The 17,281-nt window shown below is 73.0% G+C and carries 18 protein-coding genes; 12 read left to right on the top strand and 6 right to left on the bottom strand.

What is annotated here, in order from left to right; all coding sequences use genetic code 11:
* Positions 1-17 precede the first annotated feature (17 nt).
* On the top strand, positions 18-1,091 hold the full coding sequence (gene ychF / locus BLT76_RS15705) for a redox-regulated ATPase YchF (protein WP_090858049.1): 1,074 nt from the start codon (positions 18-20) through the stop codon (positions 1,089-1,091).
* Between the two features lie 155 nt (positions 1,092-1,246).
* Here ychF and BLT76_RS15700 read toward each other — a convergent pair whose 3' ends face one another.
* Entirely contained in the window at positions 1,247-1,546 is a 300-nt protein-coding gene (locus tag BLT76_RS15700) for a hypothetical protein (protein WP_090858047.1), read from the bottom strand.
* 143 nt (positions 1,547-1,689) lie between these two features.
* Here BLT76_RS15700 and BLT76_RS15695 point away from each other — a divergent pair, with 143 nt between their 5' ends.
* On the top strand, positions 1,690-2,301 hold the full coding sequence (locus tag BLT76_RS15695) for a hypothetical protein (protein ID WP_090858044.1): 612 nt from the start codon (positions 1,690-1,692) through the stop codon (positions 2,299-2,301).
* Between the two features lie 97 nt (positions 2,302-2,398).
* Positions 2,399-3,376, top strand: a complete 978-nt coding sequence (locus BLT76_RS15690) for an NAD(P)H-binding protein (RefSeq protein WP_090858040.1) — start codon at positions 2,399-2,401, stop codon at positions 3,374-3,376.
* A gap of 7 nt (positions 3,377-3,383) precedes the next feature.
* On the opposite strand, the gene BLT76_RS15685 is transcribed toward BLT76_RS15690, so the two are convergent.
* Positions 3,384-4,028 (bottom strand): SDR family oxidoreductase, encoded by a 645-nt coding sequence (locus BLT76_RS15685; protein WP_090858036.1) that lies wholly within the window; start codon positions 4,026-4,028, stop codon positions 3,384-3,386.
* Between the two features lie 102 nt (positions 4,029-4,130).
* Between BLT76_RS15685 and BLT76_RS15680 the strand changes: the two genes are divergently transcribed.
* Positions 4,131-5,738: a methyl-accepting chemotaxis protein gene (locus BLT76_RS15680; RefSeq protein ID WP_090858033.1), complete on the top strand. Its 1,608-nt coding sequence runs from the start codon at positions 4,131-4,133 to the stop codon at positions 5,736-5,738.
* A gap of 16 nt (positions 5,739-5,754) precedes the next feature.
* Here the strand turns inward: BLT76_RS15680 and BLT76_RS15675 are convergent, their stop codons facing one another.
* Positions 5,755-6,858, bottom strand: a complete 1,104-nt coding sequence (locus tag BLT76_RS15675; RefSeq protein ID WP_090858030.1) for an alcohol dehydrogenase catalytic domain-containing protein — start codon at positions 6,856-6,858, stop codon at positions 5,755-5,757.
* A 145-nt stretch (positions 6,859-7,003) separates the two neighbouring features.
* On the opposite strand from BLT76_RS15675, the gene BLT76_RS15670 reads away from it, so the two are divergent.
* From BLT76_RS15670 to BLT76_RS15660, 3 genes are all read left to right on the top strand, one after another.
* The gene (locus BLT76_RS15670) at positions 7,004-7,210 is read left to right on the top strand and encodes a hypothetical protein (protein WP_090858027.1); all 207 of its coding nucleotides are present in this window, start codon (positions 7,004-7,006) and stop codon (positions 7,208-7,210) included.
* 114 nt (positions 7,211-7,324) lie between these two features.
* Positions 7,325-7,582, top strand: coding sequence for a hypothetical protein (locus BLT76_RS15665; protein WP_139175564.1), 258 nt, complete (start codon positions 7,325-7,327; stop codon positions 7,580-7,582).
* Between the two features lie 39 nt (positions 7,583-7,621).
* Complete coding sequence (locus BLT76_RS15660; protein ID WP_139175561.1) at positions 7,622-8,881, top strand: sensor histidine kinase; 1,260 nt, start codon at positions 7,622-7,624, stop codon at positions 8,879-8,881.
* Here the strand turns inward: BLT76_RS15660 and BLT76_RS15655 are convergent.
* Complete coding sequence (locus BLT76_RS15655) at positions 8,873-11,377, bottom strand: hybrid sensor histidine kinase/response regulator (protein ID WP_170867088.1); 2,505 nt, start codon at positions 11,375-11,377, stop codon at positions 8,873-8,875. The two genes, BLT76_RS15660 and BLT76_RS15655, sit on opposite strands and share 9 nt — an antisense overlap.
* 100 nt (positions 11,378-11,477) lie before the next feature.
* On the opposite strand from BLT76_RS15655, the gene BLT76_RS15650 reads away from it, so the two are divergent.
* Positions 11,478-12,173, top strand: coding sequence for an HAD family hydrolase (locus tag BLT76_RS15650; RefSeq protein ID WP_090858015.1), 696 nt, complete (start codon positions 11,478-11,480; stop codon positions 12,171-12,173).
* Here BLT76_RS15650 and BLT76_RS15645 read toward each other — a convergent pair.
* A complete protein-coding gene (locus tag BLT76_RS15645) occupies positions 12,170-13,525 on the bottom strand; it encodes an SLC13 family permease (protein WP_170867087.1) in 1,356 nt (451 codons plus the stop codon). The genes BLT76_RS15650 and BLT76_RS15645 overlap by 4 nt on opposite strands.
* 118 nt (positions 13,526-13,643) lie before the next feature.
* On the opposite strand from BLT76_RS15645, the gene BLT76_RS15640 reads away from it, so the two are divergent.
* Together BLT76_RS15640 and BLT76_RS15635 are read left to right on the top strand one after the other, a co-directional pair.
* Complete coding sequence (locus BLT76_RS15640) at positions 13,644-14,276, top strand: FadR/GntR family transcriptional regulator (RefSeq protein ID WP_090858009.1); 633 nt, start codon at positions 13,644-13,646, stop codon at positions 14,274-14,276.
* Positions 14,277-14,308: 32 nt separating this feature from the next.
* Positions 14,309-15,964: an FAD-binding dehydrogenase gene (locus BLT76_RS15635; protein WP_244509430.1), complete on the top strand. Its 1,656-nt coding sequence runs from the start codon at positions 14,309-14,311 to the stop codon at positions 15,962-15,964.
* Positions 15,965-15,974: 10 nt separating this feature from the next.
* Here BLT76_RS15635 and BLT76_RS15630 read toward each other — a convergent pair whose 3' ends face one another.
* The gene (locus BLT76_RS15630; RefSeq protein ID WP_211752995.1) at positions 15,975-16,298 is read right to left on the bottom strand and encodes a DMT family transporter; all 324 of its coding nucleotides are present in this window, start codon (positions 16,296-16,298) and stop codon (positions 15,975-15,977) included.
* A 76-nt stretch (positions 16,299-16,374) separates the two neighbouring features.
* Between BLT76_RS15630 and BLT76_RS15625 the strand changes: the two genes are divergently transcribed.
* Together BLT76_RS15625 and BLT76_RS26385 are read left to right on the top strand one after the other, a co-directional pair.
* Complete coding sequence (locus BLT76_RS15625; RefSeq protein ID WP_090858003.1) at positions 16,375-16,932, top strand: TetR family transcriptional regulator; 558 nt, start codon at positions 16,375-16,377, stop codon at positions 16,930-16,932.
* Positions 16,933-16,941: 9 nt separating this feature from the next.
* Positions 16,942-17,256 (top strand): cupin domain-containing protein, encoded by a 315-nt coding sequence (locus tag BLT76_RS26385; RefSeq protein WP_244509429.1) that lies wholly within the window; start codon positions 16,942-16,944, stop codon positions 17,254-17,256.
* Positions 17,257-17,281 lie beyond the last annotated feature (25 nt).

Here is a 17,281-nt window from a genome sequence, read left to right as displayed (position 1 = left end):
ACCTAGACTCGCCCCTCGTGGCTCTCACCATCGGCATCGTCGGCCTGCCCAACGCCGGCAAGTCCACCCTCTTCAACGCCCTGACCAAGAACGACGTGCTCGCGGCGAACTACCCGTTCGCCACGATCGAGCCCAACGTCGGCGTCGTGGGGGTTCCCGACTCGCGGCTGCCGGTCCTGGCGGAGATCTTCGGGTCCGAGCGGATCCTCCCGGCGACCGTGGAGTTCGTCGACATCGCGGGGATCGTGCGCGGCGCCTCGCAGGGGGAGGGCCTGGGCAACAAGTTCCTCGCCCACATCCGCGAGTCCGCGGCGATCTGCCAGGTGACCCGGGTCTTCCGCGACGAGGACGTGACCCACGTCGACGGCGAGGTGAACCCCGGCAACGACATCTCCACCATCCAGACCGAGCTGATCTTCGCCGACCTGGAGACGGTCGAGCGGGCGATCGCGCGCCTCGAGAAGGAGGCGCGCAAGGTCAAGGACCTGGTCGCCAACCTGGAGGCCGCTCAGCAGGCCAAGGAGGCGCTGGAGGCCGGTACGCCGATCATCGCCACCTCCATCGACCGGACGCTGCTGCGCGAGCTGTCCCTGCTCACGGCCAAGCCGTTCATCTACGTCTTCAACTGCGACTCCGACGAGCTGGCCGACGAGGAGCTGAAGACCCGCATGCAGGCGCTCGTCGCGCCGGCCGAGGCGATCTTCCTCGACGCCAAGTTCGAGTCCGAGCTGGTCGAGCTCGACGAGGAGGAGGCGGCCGAGTTCCTCGCCGAGGCCGGCGTCACCGAGCCCGGCCTGGAGGTGCTGGCCCGCGTCGGCTTCGCCACCCTCGGCCTGCAGACCTACCTCACCGCCGGCCCCAAGGAGTCGCGCGCCTGGACGATCCGCCAGGGCGACACCGCCCCGCAGGCCGCCGGCGTCATCCACACCGACTTCGAGAAGGGCTTCATCAAGGCCGAGGTCGTCTCCTTCGACGACCTGACCGCCGCCGGCTCCATGCAGAAGGCCAAGGAGGCCGGCAAGGTCCGCATGGAGGGCAAGGACTACGTCATGGTCGACGGCGACGTCGTCGAGTTCCGCTTCAACGTCTGAGCCAGTACGGCGAGCTCGCTCGCCGTACTGAGGCGAAGAGGTCGAGCGAGCCCCGCGGCCGAGCCTGCGAGGCCGCGACGGGCGTGTCGAGACCGTGATCCGGTTGCGCGAGCAGACAGCTCAGGCGCTGTCGGTGACCCGGCAACCGACCACGCTCAGGAAACCGTTGCGTGCTCACCGCTCGCGGCGGCGGTCCGCCGTTCGAACCACCAGCTCCGGAGCCTGGCGATCAAGCTCGCCACGAGACCGACGGGAAGCGCCAACGACCACGGCCGATCCCAGTCGTTGACCGAGGCCGCCAGCCCGATCACGAGGCACACCAGGGCCATCAGGGCCAGCGCCAGCCCCACCCGATCGCGGTGCCACGGCGGACGCGGCGGCAGGACCGGCGGCTCCCAGGTCGGGTCGTCGAGGTCGGCGCGGTGCGTCGGCGACCGTCGCGACCAGAGGCTCACGGGCCGAGGTTAGATCGCCTGCGCCGGACGACGAGGCGTTTCGGCGATCGAGGTCAGCACTCGTGAGCGGCGACAACTTCTCGTGGCCGGACGGTGTCCCACTCACCGACAAGCACGATCCACCGACCAGAAGGAGCTCCACCATGACGCGCACAGCAGCTCGGGCTGCGGTCCTCGCCCTCACGGGCGTCCTCGCAGCGACGACCCTGACCACCACGGCACTGACCACCACGGCACCGCCGGCCACCGCCGGAGCGCCCGCGGAGAGGGCCGAGATCACGAGGGTCGTGCTGCGGGTCGTCGGGTGCGACGACTGCTCGTTCACGGCGCACTCCTACCGCAGCGGGGAGGACGCGGCGTGGTCCGGCCCGGTGCGCCGGGTCCGGGACGGGAAGGTCGTGCTTCGGGTGCCCACCCGGCTCACCGAGGGCATGTCGATCTCGCTGACCGCACCGTGGGAGCGGCGGACCGGCGCGGTGAGCAACGTGGTCTTCCGCTACCGGGGGCAGCAGCCCGGCGACCGGGTCAGCCCGCAGGAGGCCCGAGAGGCCCGGCGCGGCTCGGCCTGCTTCCCCGGGATCGACGCGCCGCGGATCAAGCTGCGGGTCAAGGTCCACCGCGCGCACTTCCCCGGCACCGGCGCCCGGGCCACCGGCGCGGCGGCGTACACGGTCGTCTCCCAGCCGACCGTCGGCAACCGCGAGCGCGTGTACGACGGCTTCCTCGGCAGCCAGGACGTGATCCCCTGCCGGTGATCCGGACGTGACGTGCGCGACCCGGCGGTTCGGAGACCGCCGGGTCGGGCACCGGGGGTGAGAGCGTCCACCGCGGTCGCCACGAGCGGGGGACCCGATGACGGACGTACGACGCGTGCTGGTGACGGGAGCGACGGGGTACGTCGGCTCCCGCCTGGTGCCGGAGCTGGTGCAGGCGGATCACACGGTGCGGGTGGCGACCCGCGACCCCGACGGGCTGGACCGGTTCGACTGGTCCGACGACGTCGAGCCGGTGGTCCTCGACGTGACCGAGGACGAGTCGGTCCGCGACGCGGTCGCGGACGTCGACGTGGTCGTCTACCTGGTCCACTCGATGGCCGGCGGCGACTTCGTGGAGAAGGACCGCGAGGCCGCCGAGCGGGTCGCCGACGCGTGCGAGTCAGCGGGGGTGGGCCACCTGGTCTACCTGTCGGGCCTGGTCCCCGACGGCGAGCTGTCCGACCACCTGCGCTCGCGGCTCGAGGTCGAGGAGGTCTTCGAGGCGAGCAGCGTGCCGACGACGACCCTGCGCGCGGCCATGGTCGTCGGCGGTGGTTCCACCTCGTTCGAGCTGATGCGCAAGCTGAGCCGTCGGATGCCGGTGACCCTGGTGCCGACCTGGATGAAGCGTTCGTTGCAGCCGGTCGCGGTCGAGGACGTCGTCGAGGTGCTGACCCGCGCGGTCGGCGTCGACGACCCCGCCCGGATCGACCGGCCCTACGACCTCGGTGGCGACGAGGTGCTGACCTACCCCGAGCTCCTCGACCTGTACGCCGACGTGGCGAACCTCCGTCGCCCGCAGATCACGGTGCCGTTCGTGCCGATGTGGCTGGTCGGCGAGGTCGCGGCGCTGCTGTCGCAGATGCCTCGGGGCACGGTGACCAGCCTGGTCGACAGCCTGTCCCACGAGATGGTCTGCCGCGACGACGACGTACGACGCGACCTGGTGCCGGGCCACGGCTTCGTCCCGCTGCGCGAGGCGGTCGAGCGGTCGCTGGAGGGCGAGACCCGGGCGACGTCCTCGACCGGCGACGTGCAGGGCGAGGCGAGCTCCGACCCGGAGTGGGTCGGCTGAGGGAGCCTCAGCCGCCGACGACGGCCCGGACGTCCTCGTCGCCGTCGTTGAACCGGAGGATCCGACCCGCGGTGGTGTCGGGGGAGTCCACGACCGCGGCGATCACCTCGGCGACGGTGGCCCGCGAGACCTGCTTCTCGACGGTGTCGGAGGTGGCGATGCCGCCGGCGGGCTCCAGCGTGAGGGTGCTCGGACGCAGGATCGTCCAGGCGAGCGGCGACTGCTCGACGTACGCGTCGGCGGCGGTCTTCGCGTCGGCGTACGGGAAGAAGAAGTGGTCGGGCGCGACGCCGTGGTCGGGTCCGGCGCCGAAGTAGGACACCATCACGAACCGCGGCACGCCGGCCCGCGCGCTCGCGTCGACCGTCCGGATCGCGGCGTCGCGGTCGACGGCGTAGGTCCGCGACGGGTTGCCGCCGCCCGCCCCGGCGGACCAGACGACGACGTCCTGGTCGGCCACGAGCCCGGCCAGCGCGTCGGTGTCGAGGTTCTCGACGTCGGCCACCACCGCGGCCGCGCCGCTCGCCTCCACGTCGGCGACGTGCTCGGGGTTGCGCACCACCCCGGTGACGGTGTGGCCCCCGTCGCTGAGCAGCCGCTGCGCGAGCAGGGCGATCTTGCCGTGGGCGCCGATGACGATGACCTGGGACATGTCCTCGAATCTAGACGACCTCGCAGGCCGCGACCGGGCCAGGAGCACCGCGCACGGGTCTGGGGGCCTCAGGTCGGGACCGGACCGGCCGATGACGCCCGTGTGACGAGCACCTCTCCCGCCGCCCTGCGCTGGTTCCTCGACCGCGGGATCGCGACCAAGATCCTCTCCGCCATCGGCGTGGTGGCCCTGGTCGCGGCGGCGATCGGGGTCCTCGGCCTGGTCGACCTGGCGCGGGCGTCGTCGGGCACGCAGGACATGTACCGCCACCACGTGCTCAGCTCGACCACGACCACCCGGATCGTCACCGACGTCAAGGACATGGGTCTGGCGATGCGCGACGCCGCGCTGGCCTCCGACCCGGCCTCGGCCCAGGAGGCGCTCGACCGGGTCCCCGCGCTGCGGGCGAGCGTCGAGGAGGACCTCGCCGCGCTCGAGGACGCACACTCCTCGGCGGAGGCGGACGAGCTCCTCGACCAGGTGCGCACGGACGTCGAGGCCGGCCTGGCGTACGACGAGCAGCACACCGCCCCGCTCGCGCTCGCGCACCGCACCGACGCCTGGGTGAGCGCGAACGCCGGCAACGAGCACTTCGCCGCCGCCGTCGAGGAGCTGCACGAGCTGGGCGACGACGTGACCCGCGACGCCGAGGCGGCCGCGGCGGAGGCGGAGTCGTGGTACGAGCACGCCCGGAAGGTCGCGGTGGCCGTCCTGGTGCTCGGTGTCGCGCTGGGCCTCGCCGTCGGCCTGGTGATCGCCCGGATCGTCGCCGGGAACCTGCGCCGGGTGCAGGCGGTCTCGGAGTCGCTGGCTGAAGGTGATCTGACGCGGACGTCCGGGATCAGCAGCCGGGACGAGGTCGGCCGGATGGCCGCCAGCCTGGACGAGGCGATCGGCCGCCTGCGCGAGCTGATGGCCACCGTCGTCGGGTCCTCGGAGACCCTGGCCGCCTCGTCGGAGGAGCTCTCCGCGTCCGCCCAGCAGATCTCGGCCGGTGCGGAGGAGACCAGCGTGCAGGCCGGCGTGGTGGCCGGTGCCGCCGAGGAGGTCTCGCTGAACGTCCGCACCGTCGCCGCCGGCGCCGAGGAGATGGGGGCCTCGATCCGCGAGATCTCCGGCTCGGCCGCGGAGGCGTCGCGGGTCGCCGCCCAGGGCGTCGCGATCGTCGAGACCACGAACGCCTCGGTCGCCAAGCTCGGTGCCTCCAGCGAGGAGATCGGGAACGTGGTCAAGGTGATCACCTCGATCGCGGAGCAGACCAACCTGCTGGCGCTGAACGCGACCATCGAGGCGGCCCGTGCGGGAGCGGCCGGCAAGGGCTTCGCGGTCGTGGCCGGCGAGGTCAAGGAGCTGGCCCAGGAGACCGCTCGGGCGACGGAGGACATCTCGCGCCGGGTCGAGGCGATCCAGGCCGACACCGGGGGCGCGGTCGAGGCGATCGGCCAGATCAGCGGGGTGATCGAGGCGATCAACGACTACCAGAGCACCATCGCGTCCGCGGTCGAGGAGCAGACCGCGACGACCAACGAGATGTCGCGCAACGTCGCCGGGGCCTCGACCGGCACCGACGAGATCGCCGCCAACATCACCGGCGTCGCCGAGGCGGCCGACACCACCACCCAGGCGCTCGCGCAGACCCAGCTGGTCGTCGACGAGCTGGCCCGGATGGCCACCGACCTGCGCGGGGCGGTCGCCCGCTTCCGGGTCTGAGCTCCCGCTCCCGGCACTATCCGAAGACCACCAGCTGCCGCAGGGCGGCGCCGTCGGAGAGCACGTCGAGGGCGGTGTTGATGTCGGCGAGCGGGATGGTCGAGGAGACCAGCTCCTCGACGGGCAGCCGGCCGGCGCGCCACAGTTCCGCGAAGCGGGGGATGTCGCGGCTCGGGACGGCGCTGCCGAGGTAGCTGCCGACGATGGTGCGGCCCTCGGCGACCAAGCCGAGCGGGGAGACGCTGGCCCGCGCGTCGGGATGGGGGAGGCCGACGGTCACCGTCGTACCGCCCGCAGCGGTGAGGGCGACGGCGGTCTCGAACGCGCGGGCGCTGCCGGCCGCCTCGACCACGACGTCGCCGAGCAGGTCCGGGTCGCCGACCTCGTCGGGGTGGGCGGTGCGTACGGCGCCGAGCCGGGTCGCGATGGCCAGCTTCTCCGGCACCGTGTCGACCGCGACCACCTCGACATCGAGCGCGAGGGCGGTCAGCAGCGCGGCCATCCCGACCCCGCCGAGCCCGACCACGGTCACCGTCGAACCGGGGGCGGGAGGCGCGGCGTTGAGGAGCGCGCCGCCGCCGGTGAGCACGGCGCAGCCGAGCAGCGCGGCCACGTCGGCAGGCACGTCGTCCGCCACCGGTACGACGGAGCGCCGGTCCACGACCGCGTGGCTCGCGAAGGCCGAGACCCCGAGGTGGTGCAGGACCGGGCCGGCGTCGCCGCTCAGCCGGACGTCGCCGCCGAGGAGGGTGCCGGCACCGTTCGCCGCCGAGCCCGGGACGCAGGGCCGGACGCCGTCGGTGCGGCAGCCGGCACAGTCGCCGCAGCGGGGCAGGAAGGTCATCACCACCCGCTGGCCGACGCCCAGGTCGGAGCCGCCCGGCCCGACCGCCTCGACGATCCCGGCCGCCTCGTGGCCGAGCAGCATCGGCACCGGACGCACCCGGTCCCCGTTGACCACGGACAGGTCGGAGTGGCAGAGCCCGGCCACCTCGACCCGGACGAGCAGCTCGCCCGGGCCCGGCTCGGCCAGCTCCAGCTCACGGACCTTGAGCGGCTGCGAGACGGCGTACGGCCGCTCCAGCCCGATCTCCTCCAGGACGGCGCCGGTGATCCTCATCCCGTGATCGTGGCCGCTCGTGTGACGCCGATCAAGTCCACCGGTAGACCTTGCTCACACCGGGCCCGACAGGGGAACGAACGGGCGGCTCCGGACGATCTACCAGGTGAGGGAAACCCCCTCACCCAACCCCAGGAGAGATGCCATGAGCACCCCCACCGCCACCCTCGTCCACGACCTGGACGTGCTGCACTCGTCGTACGTCAGCGCCATCAACCTGGCCATCGAGTCGGGTCAGGACGACTACGTCGCCGAGCTGGCCGCGTCGTACGACCGCGAGGCGACGCTGATGGTCGCCCAGCGCGAGGGCAAGACCCACCTGCTCCCGCTGCGTCGCCGCCGGGCCGCCTGACGCTTCTCGGCAGAGCCGCCCGCCGTCCCCGGATGGGCGGTACCGTGGCGGCAACCACGCCTGCCAGGCGCGGCCCGACCGGGCCGCCGAGGGCAGGAACGGAAGGTGGGCGTCATGGCGGCGTCGCCCGACGAGGGGTCCCGGACGGGCATCCCGCAGTCGCTCGCGCACCTCGACCACCGACTCCACGAGGCCCGGCGGCAGGTCGCGGAGCGGCGGACCGGCCGTGGCCACCGCGACGAGCTGACCCGGGCGCACCGCGACCTGCTGGCCGCGCTCGAGGACTTCACCGGTGCGCTGGAGGAGCACGGCCTGCCTGTTCCGCCCGCATTGCGGACGGAGCTGCAGCTGCACCGTGACTTGTGGCGCTGAGCGCCCGACGGCGCCGCCGGTTGTGAGAGCGTGACGGCCATGATCGGGCAGCGCAGCACCACCGCCGTCGTCGCGCTGGCCGCCTCGGCCACGGCGCACCTCGTGGCGTCGTACCTCTGGTCGCGGCGCGCGGAGACCCACCCGGACGGGCGTCTCGACGACGCCCAGCGGATCCTCGCCGAGACCAGCGAGCGCTACCGCTCGCTCTTCGACCACCACCCCAGCGCGGTGTTCTCGCTCGACCTCGACGGTCGGTTCACGGCCGCCAACACCGCCGCCGAGCGGGTCAGCGGCTACACCGAGGCGCAGCTGCAGGGGATGTTCTTCGCCGACATCCTGCGGCCCGAGCACCTCGAGCCGGTCGCGGAGGCCTTCGAGCGGGTCCTCGGTCGGGACGCCCAGCAGCTGGAGACCGTGATCCGGACCCGCACCGGGACCGACGTGGAGCTCCACGTGACCGGTCTCCCGATCATCGTCGACGACCGGCTGGTCGGGGTCTACGGCATCGCCGAGAACGTCACGGAGCGCAACCGCATGCAGCGCGAGCTGCACGAGACGCGGGTGCGCGCGGAGCAGGCCAGTGACGCGAAGTCGATGTTCCTGGCCAACGTCAGCCACGAGATCCGGACCCCGCTCACCGCCGTGCTGGCGACCGCCGAGCTGCTGGTCGACAGCGAGCTCGACGACGACCAGGTCCCGCTGGCCGACACCATGCTCCGCTCCGGCCAGCGGCTGCTGCGCCTGGTCAACGAGCTCCTCGACTTCTCGGCCATCGAGGCCGGCAAGGCCACCGTGTACGACGTCGCGCTGGACCTGCCGGCCGTCGTCCTCGACGTCGTCGCGCTGGCCCGGCCCGCGGCGGAGGAGAAGGGCCTGTCACTGGCCGTCGACGTCGACCCGACGCTGTCCCGTCCGCTGACCGGCGATCCCGAGCGGATCGCCCAGGTGCTCACCAACCTGCTCAGCAACGCGGTGAAGTTCACCGACGAGGGCAGCGTCCACGTGCGGGTGGAGGTGGCCGAGCGGACCCCGGCCGCGACCAAGGTGCTGTTCCGGGTCGAGGACACCGGCATCGGCCTGACCGAGGCGCAGCAGGGCCGGCTCTTCGAGTCGTTCAGCCAGGGCGACCAGTCGGTCAGCCGACGCTACGGCGGCACCGGCCTGGGCCTGGCGATCTGCAAGCAGCTGGTGACCCTGATGGGCGGCTCGATCTGGGTGAGCGCCACCCCGGGCGCGGGCAGCACCTTCGCGTTCGTGCTGCCGCTCGCGCGGGCGGACGGCGCGGCGGCCTCAGGCTGAGGCCGGCACCCAGCGGGTCAGCACCGCGTCGACGTCCGCGGGCGTGATCGGCTTGGCCAGGTAGTCGTCCATGCCGGCCTCCAGGCAGCGCTCGCGCTCGCCCTGCACCGCGCTGGCGGTCAGCGCCACGACCGGGGTATGACGACCCAGGCCCTCGATCACCCGCAGCGCGCGGGTGGCGTCGTACCCGTCGAGCTCGGGCATCTGGCAGTCCATCAGCACCGCGTCGTACGACGTCGTGCGCAGCCGGTCGAGGGCCGCCCGGCCGTCCTCCGCGACGTCGGCGGTGAAGCCGAGCGTGGCCAGGATGCCGACGGCGACCACCTGGTTGACGTCGTTGTCCTCGACGACGAGCACGTGGCCGCGGGAGCGGGGCGCCGGCTCGGGCGGCTCCGTCGCCTCGCGGGCCTCGACCACCTGGAGCAGCGCGTCGCGCAGTCGGGGGAGCGAGGCGGGCTTGGTGAGCCGAGCCTCGACCCCGGCCGCTGCCGCCACGGTGGCCGGGACCTCGGGGCCTGAGGTCAGCAGCACGATGCCCGGCCGCGGCGCCCGGCGCTCGCTGATCCGGGTCGCGAGCTCGAGGCCGTCCATCACCGGCATGCAGAGATCGACGACGGCGACCTCGATCAGCTCGCCGGCCCGGGCCGCCTCGTCGAGGGCCTGGAGCGCCTCGACGCCGCCGGGCACGGCGATGGCGATCATGCCCCAGGCGCGCGCCTGCTCGACCAGGATCTGCCGGTTGGTCTCGTTGTCGTCGACGACCAGCACCCGGGCGCCGGCGAGCCGGTCGGCGTCGACCGGGAGGACCTCCACCGGTGCGTGCGCGCGCACGAGCGGGACGGTGAACCAGAAGGTGCTGCCGACCCGGGGTGTGCTGGTGAGGCCGAGCTCGCCGCCCATCGCGGCGACCAGGCGACGGGCGATGGCCAGCCCGAGGCCGGTGCCACCGTAGCGCCGGGTGGTGGAGGAATCGGCCTGCGAGAACGGCTCGAACAGGCGGGCCTGGTCGGCCGCGGCGATGCCGATGCCGGTGTCGCGCACCTCGAAGCGCAGGGTCTCGTCCACGCGGTGGACCGACACCACGACCTCGCCGTGCTCCGTGAACTTCACGGCGTTGCCGACCAGGTTCAGCAGCACCTGCTGGAGCCGCACGGGATCGCCGTGGAGGGCCGACGGCACGTCGGGCGCGCAGTAGGCGAGCAGCTCGACGTCGTCGCGTCGGCCGGCCTGCGCGGCCAGCCCGGTGGCCTGCTCCACGAGCTGGCCGAGGTCGAAGTCGACCGACTCGAGCTCAAGGCGGCCCGCCTCGGCCTTGGAGAAGTCCAGGATGTCGTTGATCGTGGCCAGCAACTGCGTCCCGGCCCCCTTCACGCCGGCGGCGTAGGCCCGCTGTCGGCTGTCCAGCTCGGTGTCGAGCAGCAGCCCGGTGAGGCCGATGACGCCGTTCATCGGCGTCCGGATCTCGTGGCTCACGGTGGCCAGGAACTCCGACTTCGCCCGGGACGCCTCGAGCGCGGCGTCGCGCGCGCCCACGAGCTCGACCTGGGCGCGGCGCTCCGACTCCAGCAGCCGCGCGGTGCGCACGAAGCCCAGGGCGAGCAGCACCGTGAGCCCGACCAGCTGCGCCGTGGGGTCGAGGGGGACGTCGCGGGCCGCATCGAGCGCGAGCAGGAGCGGCGGGACGAGCAGCGGGAGCACGGCGACGGCGAGCCGGCGCAGCATCGCGGCGCGGCTGGACACGACCGGGGCCGGCTCGGGGAGCGCGCGGGCGGGCGTCAGGGCGGCCGCCGCCAGCAGCGCGCTGCCGATCATCCAGCCGGCGTCGAGCAGCCGGGAGACCGCGCCGTCGCGCACCAGGACCAGGTAGCCGAGGTCGGAGACCAGCCAGCACGTCACGCCCGCGGCCAGCCAGCTGCTCACGGCCGAGCGGGTACGACGGTCGGCGAGCACGCGAGCCACCAGCGCGAGCAGCACGGCGTCGAGGGCGGGGTACGTCGCGAGCACCGCGCGCACCGGCGGCGAGTAGGAGTCGTCCGAGACCAGGGTGTCGATGGTGAGGTTCCAGACCAGCAGCCCGGAGACCACCAGCACGGTGAGTGCGTCGACCAGCGCGTCCAGGCCCGCCTCGCGCTGGCCGCGGACCAGGGTGAGCAGCAGCGCGATCCCGAGGAAGACGTAGGCGGCGACGAAGAACGGGTCGGCCCACGAGGCCTCCGGCGTCTGCCGCCGGGTCTCGTAGCCGAAGTAGACGATCTCGCCCAGGGTGCTCGAGGTGACGCCCGCGGCGATCAGGGCGGGGACGCCTCGGGCACCGGCCGGCGCCCGTCGTACGCCCAGCCAGGCGAGCAGGCTGGCCGGGCCGATCACGGCCAGGTAGGTGACGTCGGAGGGGATCTCGACCGGTCGGACGACGTGCACGACGGCCAGCGCCAGCACCGCTGCGAGCAGCAGCGAGCGCGGCCCGTCCGCCCGAACCCGAGTGTTCGTCCCGCTCACCTCCCTCGTCCCGGAGATGTTCTCGCACGTGACCGGGCCGAACGGTGGGACATCGGATGTCTGACGGCGTGTCGTGGTTGAAGATGCGACGATCGACGGCATGACTGTCTCGGAGACGAACCTCGTGGTCACGTTCGACCTGTTCAGCGCGCTGACGGACAGCCGCACGGGAGCGGCCGCGCTCCTGGGCCGGCTCGCCGCCGAGCGCGGCTGGGAGCAGGACGGCACCGCGCTCTACGACCGCTGGGACCGGCACAACAAGGCGCTGCAGCGGACCGCGCGCCCGCCCACGACCTTCCACGACGTGTCGCGCGAGGCCCTGGCCCGGGCGTACGACGAGCTCGGCCACCCGCTGGGCCTGGTCGACGACGACCTCGCGCTGCTGGAGGAGTCCGTCGCGGACTGGCCGCTGTGGCCGGATGCGGAGGCGGCGCTGCAGGCGGTCGCGACGCTCGCCGAGGTGGGGATCCTCTCGAACGTCGACGACGCGCTGGTCCGTCGCTCCCGGGCCTACCAGCTGGTGGACCCCGAGCGGGTGCTGACCTCGCAGCGGCTGGGCGCCTACAAGCCCGCGCCTGAGATCTACCGGTCGGCCGTCACCGCCGTCGCGCCCGCCCGGCTCGTGCACGTCGCGGCGTCGGCGCGCGACGTACGCGGAGCGCTGGAGGCCGGGATCGCCACCGTGCGGCTGGCCCGTCCGGGTCACCTGCTCGACCCGGACGGGCCCACGCCGACGGTCGAGGTCGGCCACGGCGGCGACCTGCGCCGCGTGGTGGCCGACCTCTCCGAGGGCTAGGCGCTCGGGACCACCATCAGGCCCCAGGCGACGAGCGGGGCGATGACCACGATCGACATGCCCCACTGCATGAGCCGCTTGAAGACCAGCTCGCGGTCGGTCGCGTCGGCGTTGGCCACCACGAGGGCGCCGTTGGTGGAGAACGGGCTGCAGTCGACCACCGAGCTGGAGATGGCCAGCGCGGCGATCAGGGCGATGGCGTTGACCTGGTCGGTCAGCAGGAACGGCACGGCCAGCGGGATGAGCGCCCCGATGATGCCGGTGGTGGAGGCGAAAGCGGAGACCACGGCGCCGATCAGGCAGATCAGCAGGGCCGCGACGAGCGGTGCGCCGACCTCGGCCACGCGGTCGCCGAGCCAGGTCACCACGCCCTCGTTCTGGAGCAGGTTGACGTAGGTGACGATGCCGCCGATGAGCAGCACGGTGCCCCAGCTGATCTTCTCGACGGCGCCCTTGGCGGAGGTCGGGAAGACCAGGGTCAGGGTGACGGCGATGGTCAGCGCGGTGAAGCCGACGTCGAGGTCGAAGACGAGCGCGCCGACCATCAGGGCGGCGAGCCCGAGCAGGGTGACGATCCGCTGCGGGGTGAGCCGGGTCGGGTCGGCGGCGTCGTCGTCGGCCGTGACCGAGCGGGAGGCCTCGACCGCGGAGTGCGGCGTGCTGGAGCCGCCGGCGTGGGTGGCCCGGAAGCTCGCCGCCTCGGCCTCGGTGCCCATCGCGGCGACCCGGGCGTCCTCGCGGCCCCGGGCGATCAGCTGGCGGCCGCCGAAGGCGAGGTAGGCGACGGTGGCGATGATCGTGGCCGCCAGGAACGTCGTGCAGAAGAGGAAGAGCTGGTTGCCGGGGAGGTCGTTGCGCTCGACGACGCCGTTGGTGATGCTGCCGAAGATGCCGATGGGGGAGAAGGAGCCGGCCGTCGCGCCCTGGACGACCATCATCCCCATCATCAGCGGGTTGATCTCGTAGCGCAGCGCGAAGCCCATCGCCACCGGCGCCACGATGGCGACCGCGGCCGGGCTGACCGCGCCGATCGCGGTGACCGCCGCGCAGACCAGGAACATCGCCCACGGGACCAGCGCGACCCGGCCCCCGACCGCGCGGACCGCGCCGTGCACGATCCAGTCGACGGTGCCGTTGTTCTTGGCCAGCGCGAAGAGGTAGGTGACGCCGACCAGGATCACGAACAGGTCGCTCGGGAAGCCGGCCAGCACGTCGTCGACCTCGAGGTCGTAGACGGAGAGGCCGACCACGAAGGAGGCCACCAGGGCCAGGGCGCCCATGTTGACGCCACGCACGGTGGCGACCAGGAACACGACCGCGAGGACGATCAGCGAGATGATCTCGTGGGACACGGGAATCCGTTCGTCAGAGGAGGGGTCCGAGAATGTGACCCACGTCATGAGGACTTCTCGATCATGTCAGTGGCTGAGCCACCTGGCAACCCAGCCACTTCCGGCCTAGGATCCCCGCATGACGCCGGAGTCCGCCAGGAGCCTGCCGCCGATGCGCCGGGAGCGGCTCTACGAGAGCCTCGCCGCGCACATCTCCGACTTCATCGAGGCGCAGGGCCTGGTGGGTGGCGACCGGCTGCCGTCGGAGCGCCAGCTGGCGGCCGACCTCGGCGTCAGTCGAGCGACCCTGTCGCGGGCCCTGGCCTCGTTGGAGACCCGCGGCCGGATCGAGGTCCGGCACGGGGTGGGGGCCCTGGTGCGCGATCCCGACGTCCCGGCGACCGGCGGGGGGAGCGGGCTCGCCGAGGGGCTGTCCGAGCGGCCACCCGAGCAGGTCACCGTCGCCCGCGAGGCGATGCTGGCCGGGCTCGCGCGGGCGGCCGCGAGCCACCCGCAGGACGCGCTGCGGACCGCGATGCTCGCTCCCGACGGCCGCCCCCGCAGCTTCGAGCACACCTGGCGCTGCATCCGCCGGCTCGCGGAGTCGCCGCTGATGGCCGACCTCGACGACCTGCTGGCCGAGAGCGCGCCGGACCCGGGAGACACCCCCGCCGTACGGGCCCGGCTGGACGCGCTGGCCGAGGCGATCATCCGGGCCGACGGCAGTGCTGCGGCCACCGCGTGCCTGGGCCTGCTCTCGGGGCCTGCTTGACCCGTGACCCGGGTCACCGGAGGATGCGCGGCGTGACTCAACAGGTGGATGTCGTCGTCGTGGGTGCCGGCCTGGCCGGTCTGGTCGCTGCTGCGGAGGCCGCCGACGCGGGCCGGTCGGTGGTGCTGGTCGACCAGGAGGGCGAGCAGTCGCTCGGCGGGCAGGCGTTCTGGTCGCTGGGCGGCCTGTTCCTGGTCGACAGCCCCGAGCAGCGCCGGATGGGCGTCAAGGACTCCCACGAGCTGGCCTGGCAGGACTGGCTCGGGAGCGCCCAGTTCGACCGCGAGGAGGACCGGTGGCCGCGCGCGTGGGCCGAGGCGTACGTCGACTTCGCGGCCGGCGAGAAGCGGTCCTGGCTGCGCGAGATGGGTCACCGGATCTTCCCGGTCGTGGGCTGGGCCGAGCGCGGTGACGGCCGCGCGGACGGCCACGGCAACTCGGTCCCGCGCTTCCACATCACCTGGGGCACCGGTCCCGGGGTGGTCGAGCCGTTCGAGCGACGGGTCCGCGAGCACGTCGCGACCGGTCGGATCACCTTCGCCTTCCGGCACCGCGTCGACGGGCTGATCGTGACCGACGGCGTCTGCGTCGGCGTCGAGGGACAGGTGCTGGAGCCGACCTCCGTCGACCGCGGCGTCGCCAGCTCCCGGACCGAGGTGGCGGCCTTCGAGATCCACGGCCAGGCGGTGATCGTCACCAGTGGCGGCATCGGTGGGAACCACGATCTGGTCCGCAAGGCCTGGCCGGCGCGGCTCGGCACGCCGCCGCGGACGATGGTGTCGGGCGTGCCCGCCCACGTCGACGGGCGGATGCTCGGCATCACCCAGGACGCCGGGGCGAACGTCATCAACCCCGACCGGATGTGGCACTACGTCGAGGGCATCCGCAACTGGAACTCGATCTGGGAGAACCACGGCATCCGGATCCTGCCCGGGCCCTCGTCGCTGTGGCTGGACGCGACCGGCAAGCGGTTGCCCGCGCCGTACTTCCCGGGGTTCGACACCCTCGGCACCCTCGCCCACCTGCGGAGCACCGGGCACGACTACTCGTGGTTCGTGCTGACCCAGAAGATCATCGAGAAGGAGTTCGCGCTCTCGGGCTCCGAGCAGAACCCCGACCTGACCGGTCGCGACATCAAGCTGCTGCTCTCGCGGGTCAAGAAGGGCGCTCCGGGCCCGGTCGAGGCGTTCAAGCAGCACGGCGAGGACTTCGTGGTGGCCGACTCGCTCAGCGAGCTGGTGCGGGGCATGAACGAGGTCGGCGAGGGCGCGACGATCTCCGAGCCCGAGCTGCGCGAGCTGATCGAGCGGCGCGACCGCGAGATCGACAACGCCTACACCAAGGACGCCCAGATCACCGCGCTCCGCGGGGCGCGGACCTACCGCGGCGACAAGCTGATCCGGGTGGCGACGCCGCACAAGATCCTGGACCCGAAGGCCGGCCCGCTGATCGCCGTACGATTGAACATCCTGTCGCGCAAGACGCTCGGCGGGCTGGAGACCGATCTCGACGGGCGCTGCCTGCGCGCGGACGGTACGCCGTTCCCGGGGCTCTACGCGGCCGGTGAGGTCAACGGCTTCGGCGGCGGCGGGATGATGGGCTACAACGCGCTCGAAGGCACGTTCCTCGGCGGCTGCCTCTTCTCGGGCCGTACGGCGGGCCGCGCCGCCGCGAAGGCGGTCGGCTGACGCGTGGGGGTCAGTGGGCGCCGGTGACGTTGAGGCCGACGACGCCGGCCACGATCAGCACGATCGACGCGGCCTTGAGCCAGCCGAGCGGCTCGCCGAGGAAGGCCCAGCCGACCACGGCGACCAGCGCGGTGCCGGCGCCGGCCCAGATGGCGTAGGCGACGGAGACCGGCACCGTCTTGACGACGACGGTGAGCAGCCAGATCGCGCTCGTGTAGCCGAGCAGCACGACGGCGGTCCAGCCGAGATGGGTGAAGCCCTGGGCCCGGGGCAGCAGGGCGCTCGAGGCGACCTCCAGGACGATCGCCACGGCGAGCAGGACGGCGGCCAGCACGGGTCTCTCCTTCGTCGACACGCGATGTAGCACTCGCTACATGCGCCTCGACTGTAGCACTCGCTACGCTCGGAGGATGGACCGTCGCGAGGAGCTGCTCGAGCAGGTCACCGACTACGTCTACGAGCACGGGCTGATCGGCCTGACCCTGCGTCCCGTGGCCGCGGCGATCGGGACCAGCGACCGGATGCTCATCTACCACTTCGAGAGCCGGGACGCGCTGGTCTCGGCCGTCGTCGCGCGCAGCACCGAGCGCTCGACCGCCGCGGTGCACGCCCTGCCCGCGGAGGCCGACGTACGACGGGGCGTGCTCGCGCTGTGGGCGGCCTACCAGGGGCCGCCGTTCAAGGCCTGCCTCGACCTCTACTGCCAGGCCGCGGCGAGCGGGCTGATCGGACAGGAGCCCTACCTGTCCAGCGCCCGCGCCGGCAACGAGCGGTGGGCGCAGGCGCTGCAGGAGTACCTCGTGCGCTGCGGCGCCCCGCGCGAGCGGGTGGCCCGGATCATCACCCTGGTCGACTCGGCGCTCTACGGGTTCCACCTCGACCTCACCACCGACCGCCCCGAGGTGCTCACCCGCGGCGTCGAGGACCTCGCGACGGCGGCCCAGACGATCGCCGGCGCCGGCCACTAGGGTCGGCGCGTGACCCGGATCCTCAGCACCGACGCCCGCACCCACGACCTCGACCCGCTCCGCCCCGGCTTCGGGCTGGCCGAGCTCGCCGACCTCGGCGGCGCCGGGATCGGGCTGTGGGAGATGGCGCCGGGCGAGGACCGCGACACCGAGGCCGACGAGGTGTTCGTGGTGCTGGCCGGCGCCGGGACCGTGGCCTTCGAGGACGGGTCGGTGCTCACGCTGGCGCCGGGCGTCGTCGTACGCCTGCGGGCCGGGGACCGGACGGTGTGGACCGTGACCGAGACGCTGCGCAAGCTCTATGTGACGGCTCCGACAGGGTGAGGGGCGGGCGCGCCGCAACATCGTT

It is taken from the genome of Nocardioides lianchengensis (assembly GCF_900101465.1).
GTDB lineage: Bacteria > Actinomycetota > Actinomycetes > Propionibacteriales > Nocardioidaceae > Nocardioides > Nocardioides lianchengensis.
The sequence above is the reverse complement of the archived record's forward strand: the minus strand, read 5'-3'. Positions and strand labels throughout refer to the sequence as shown.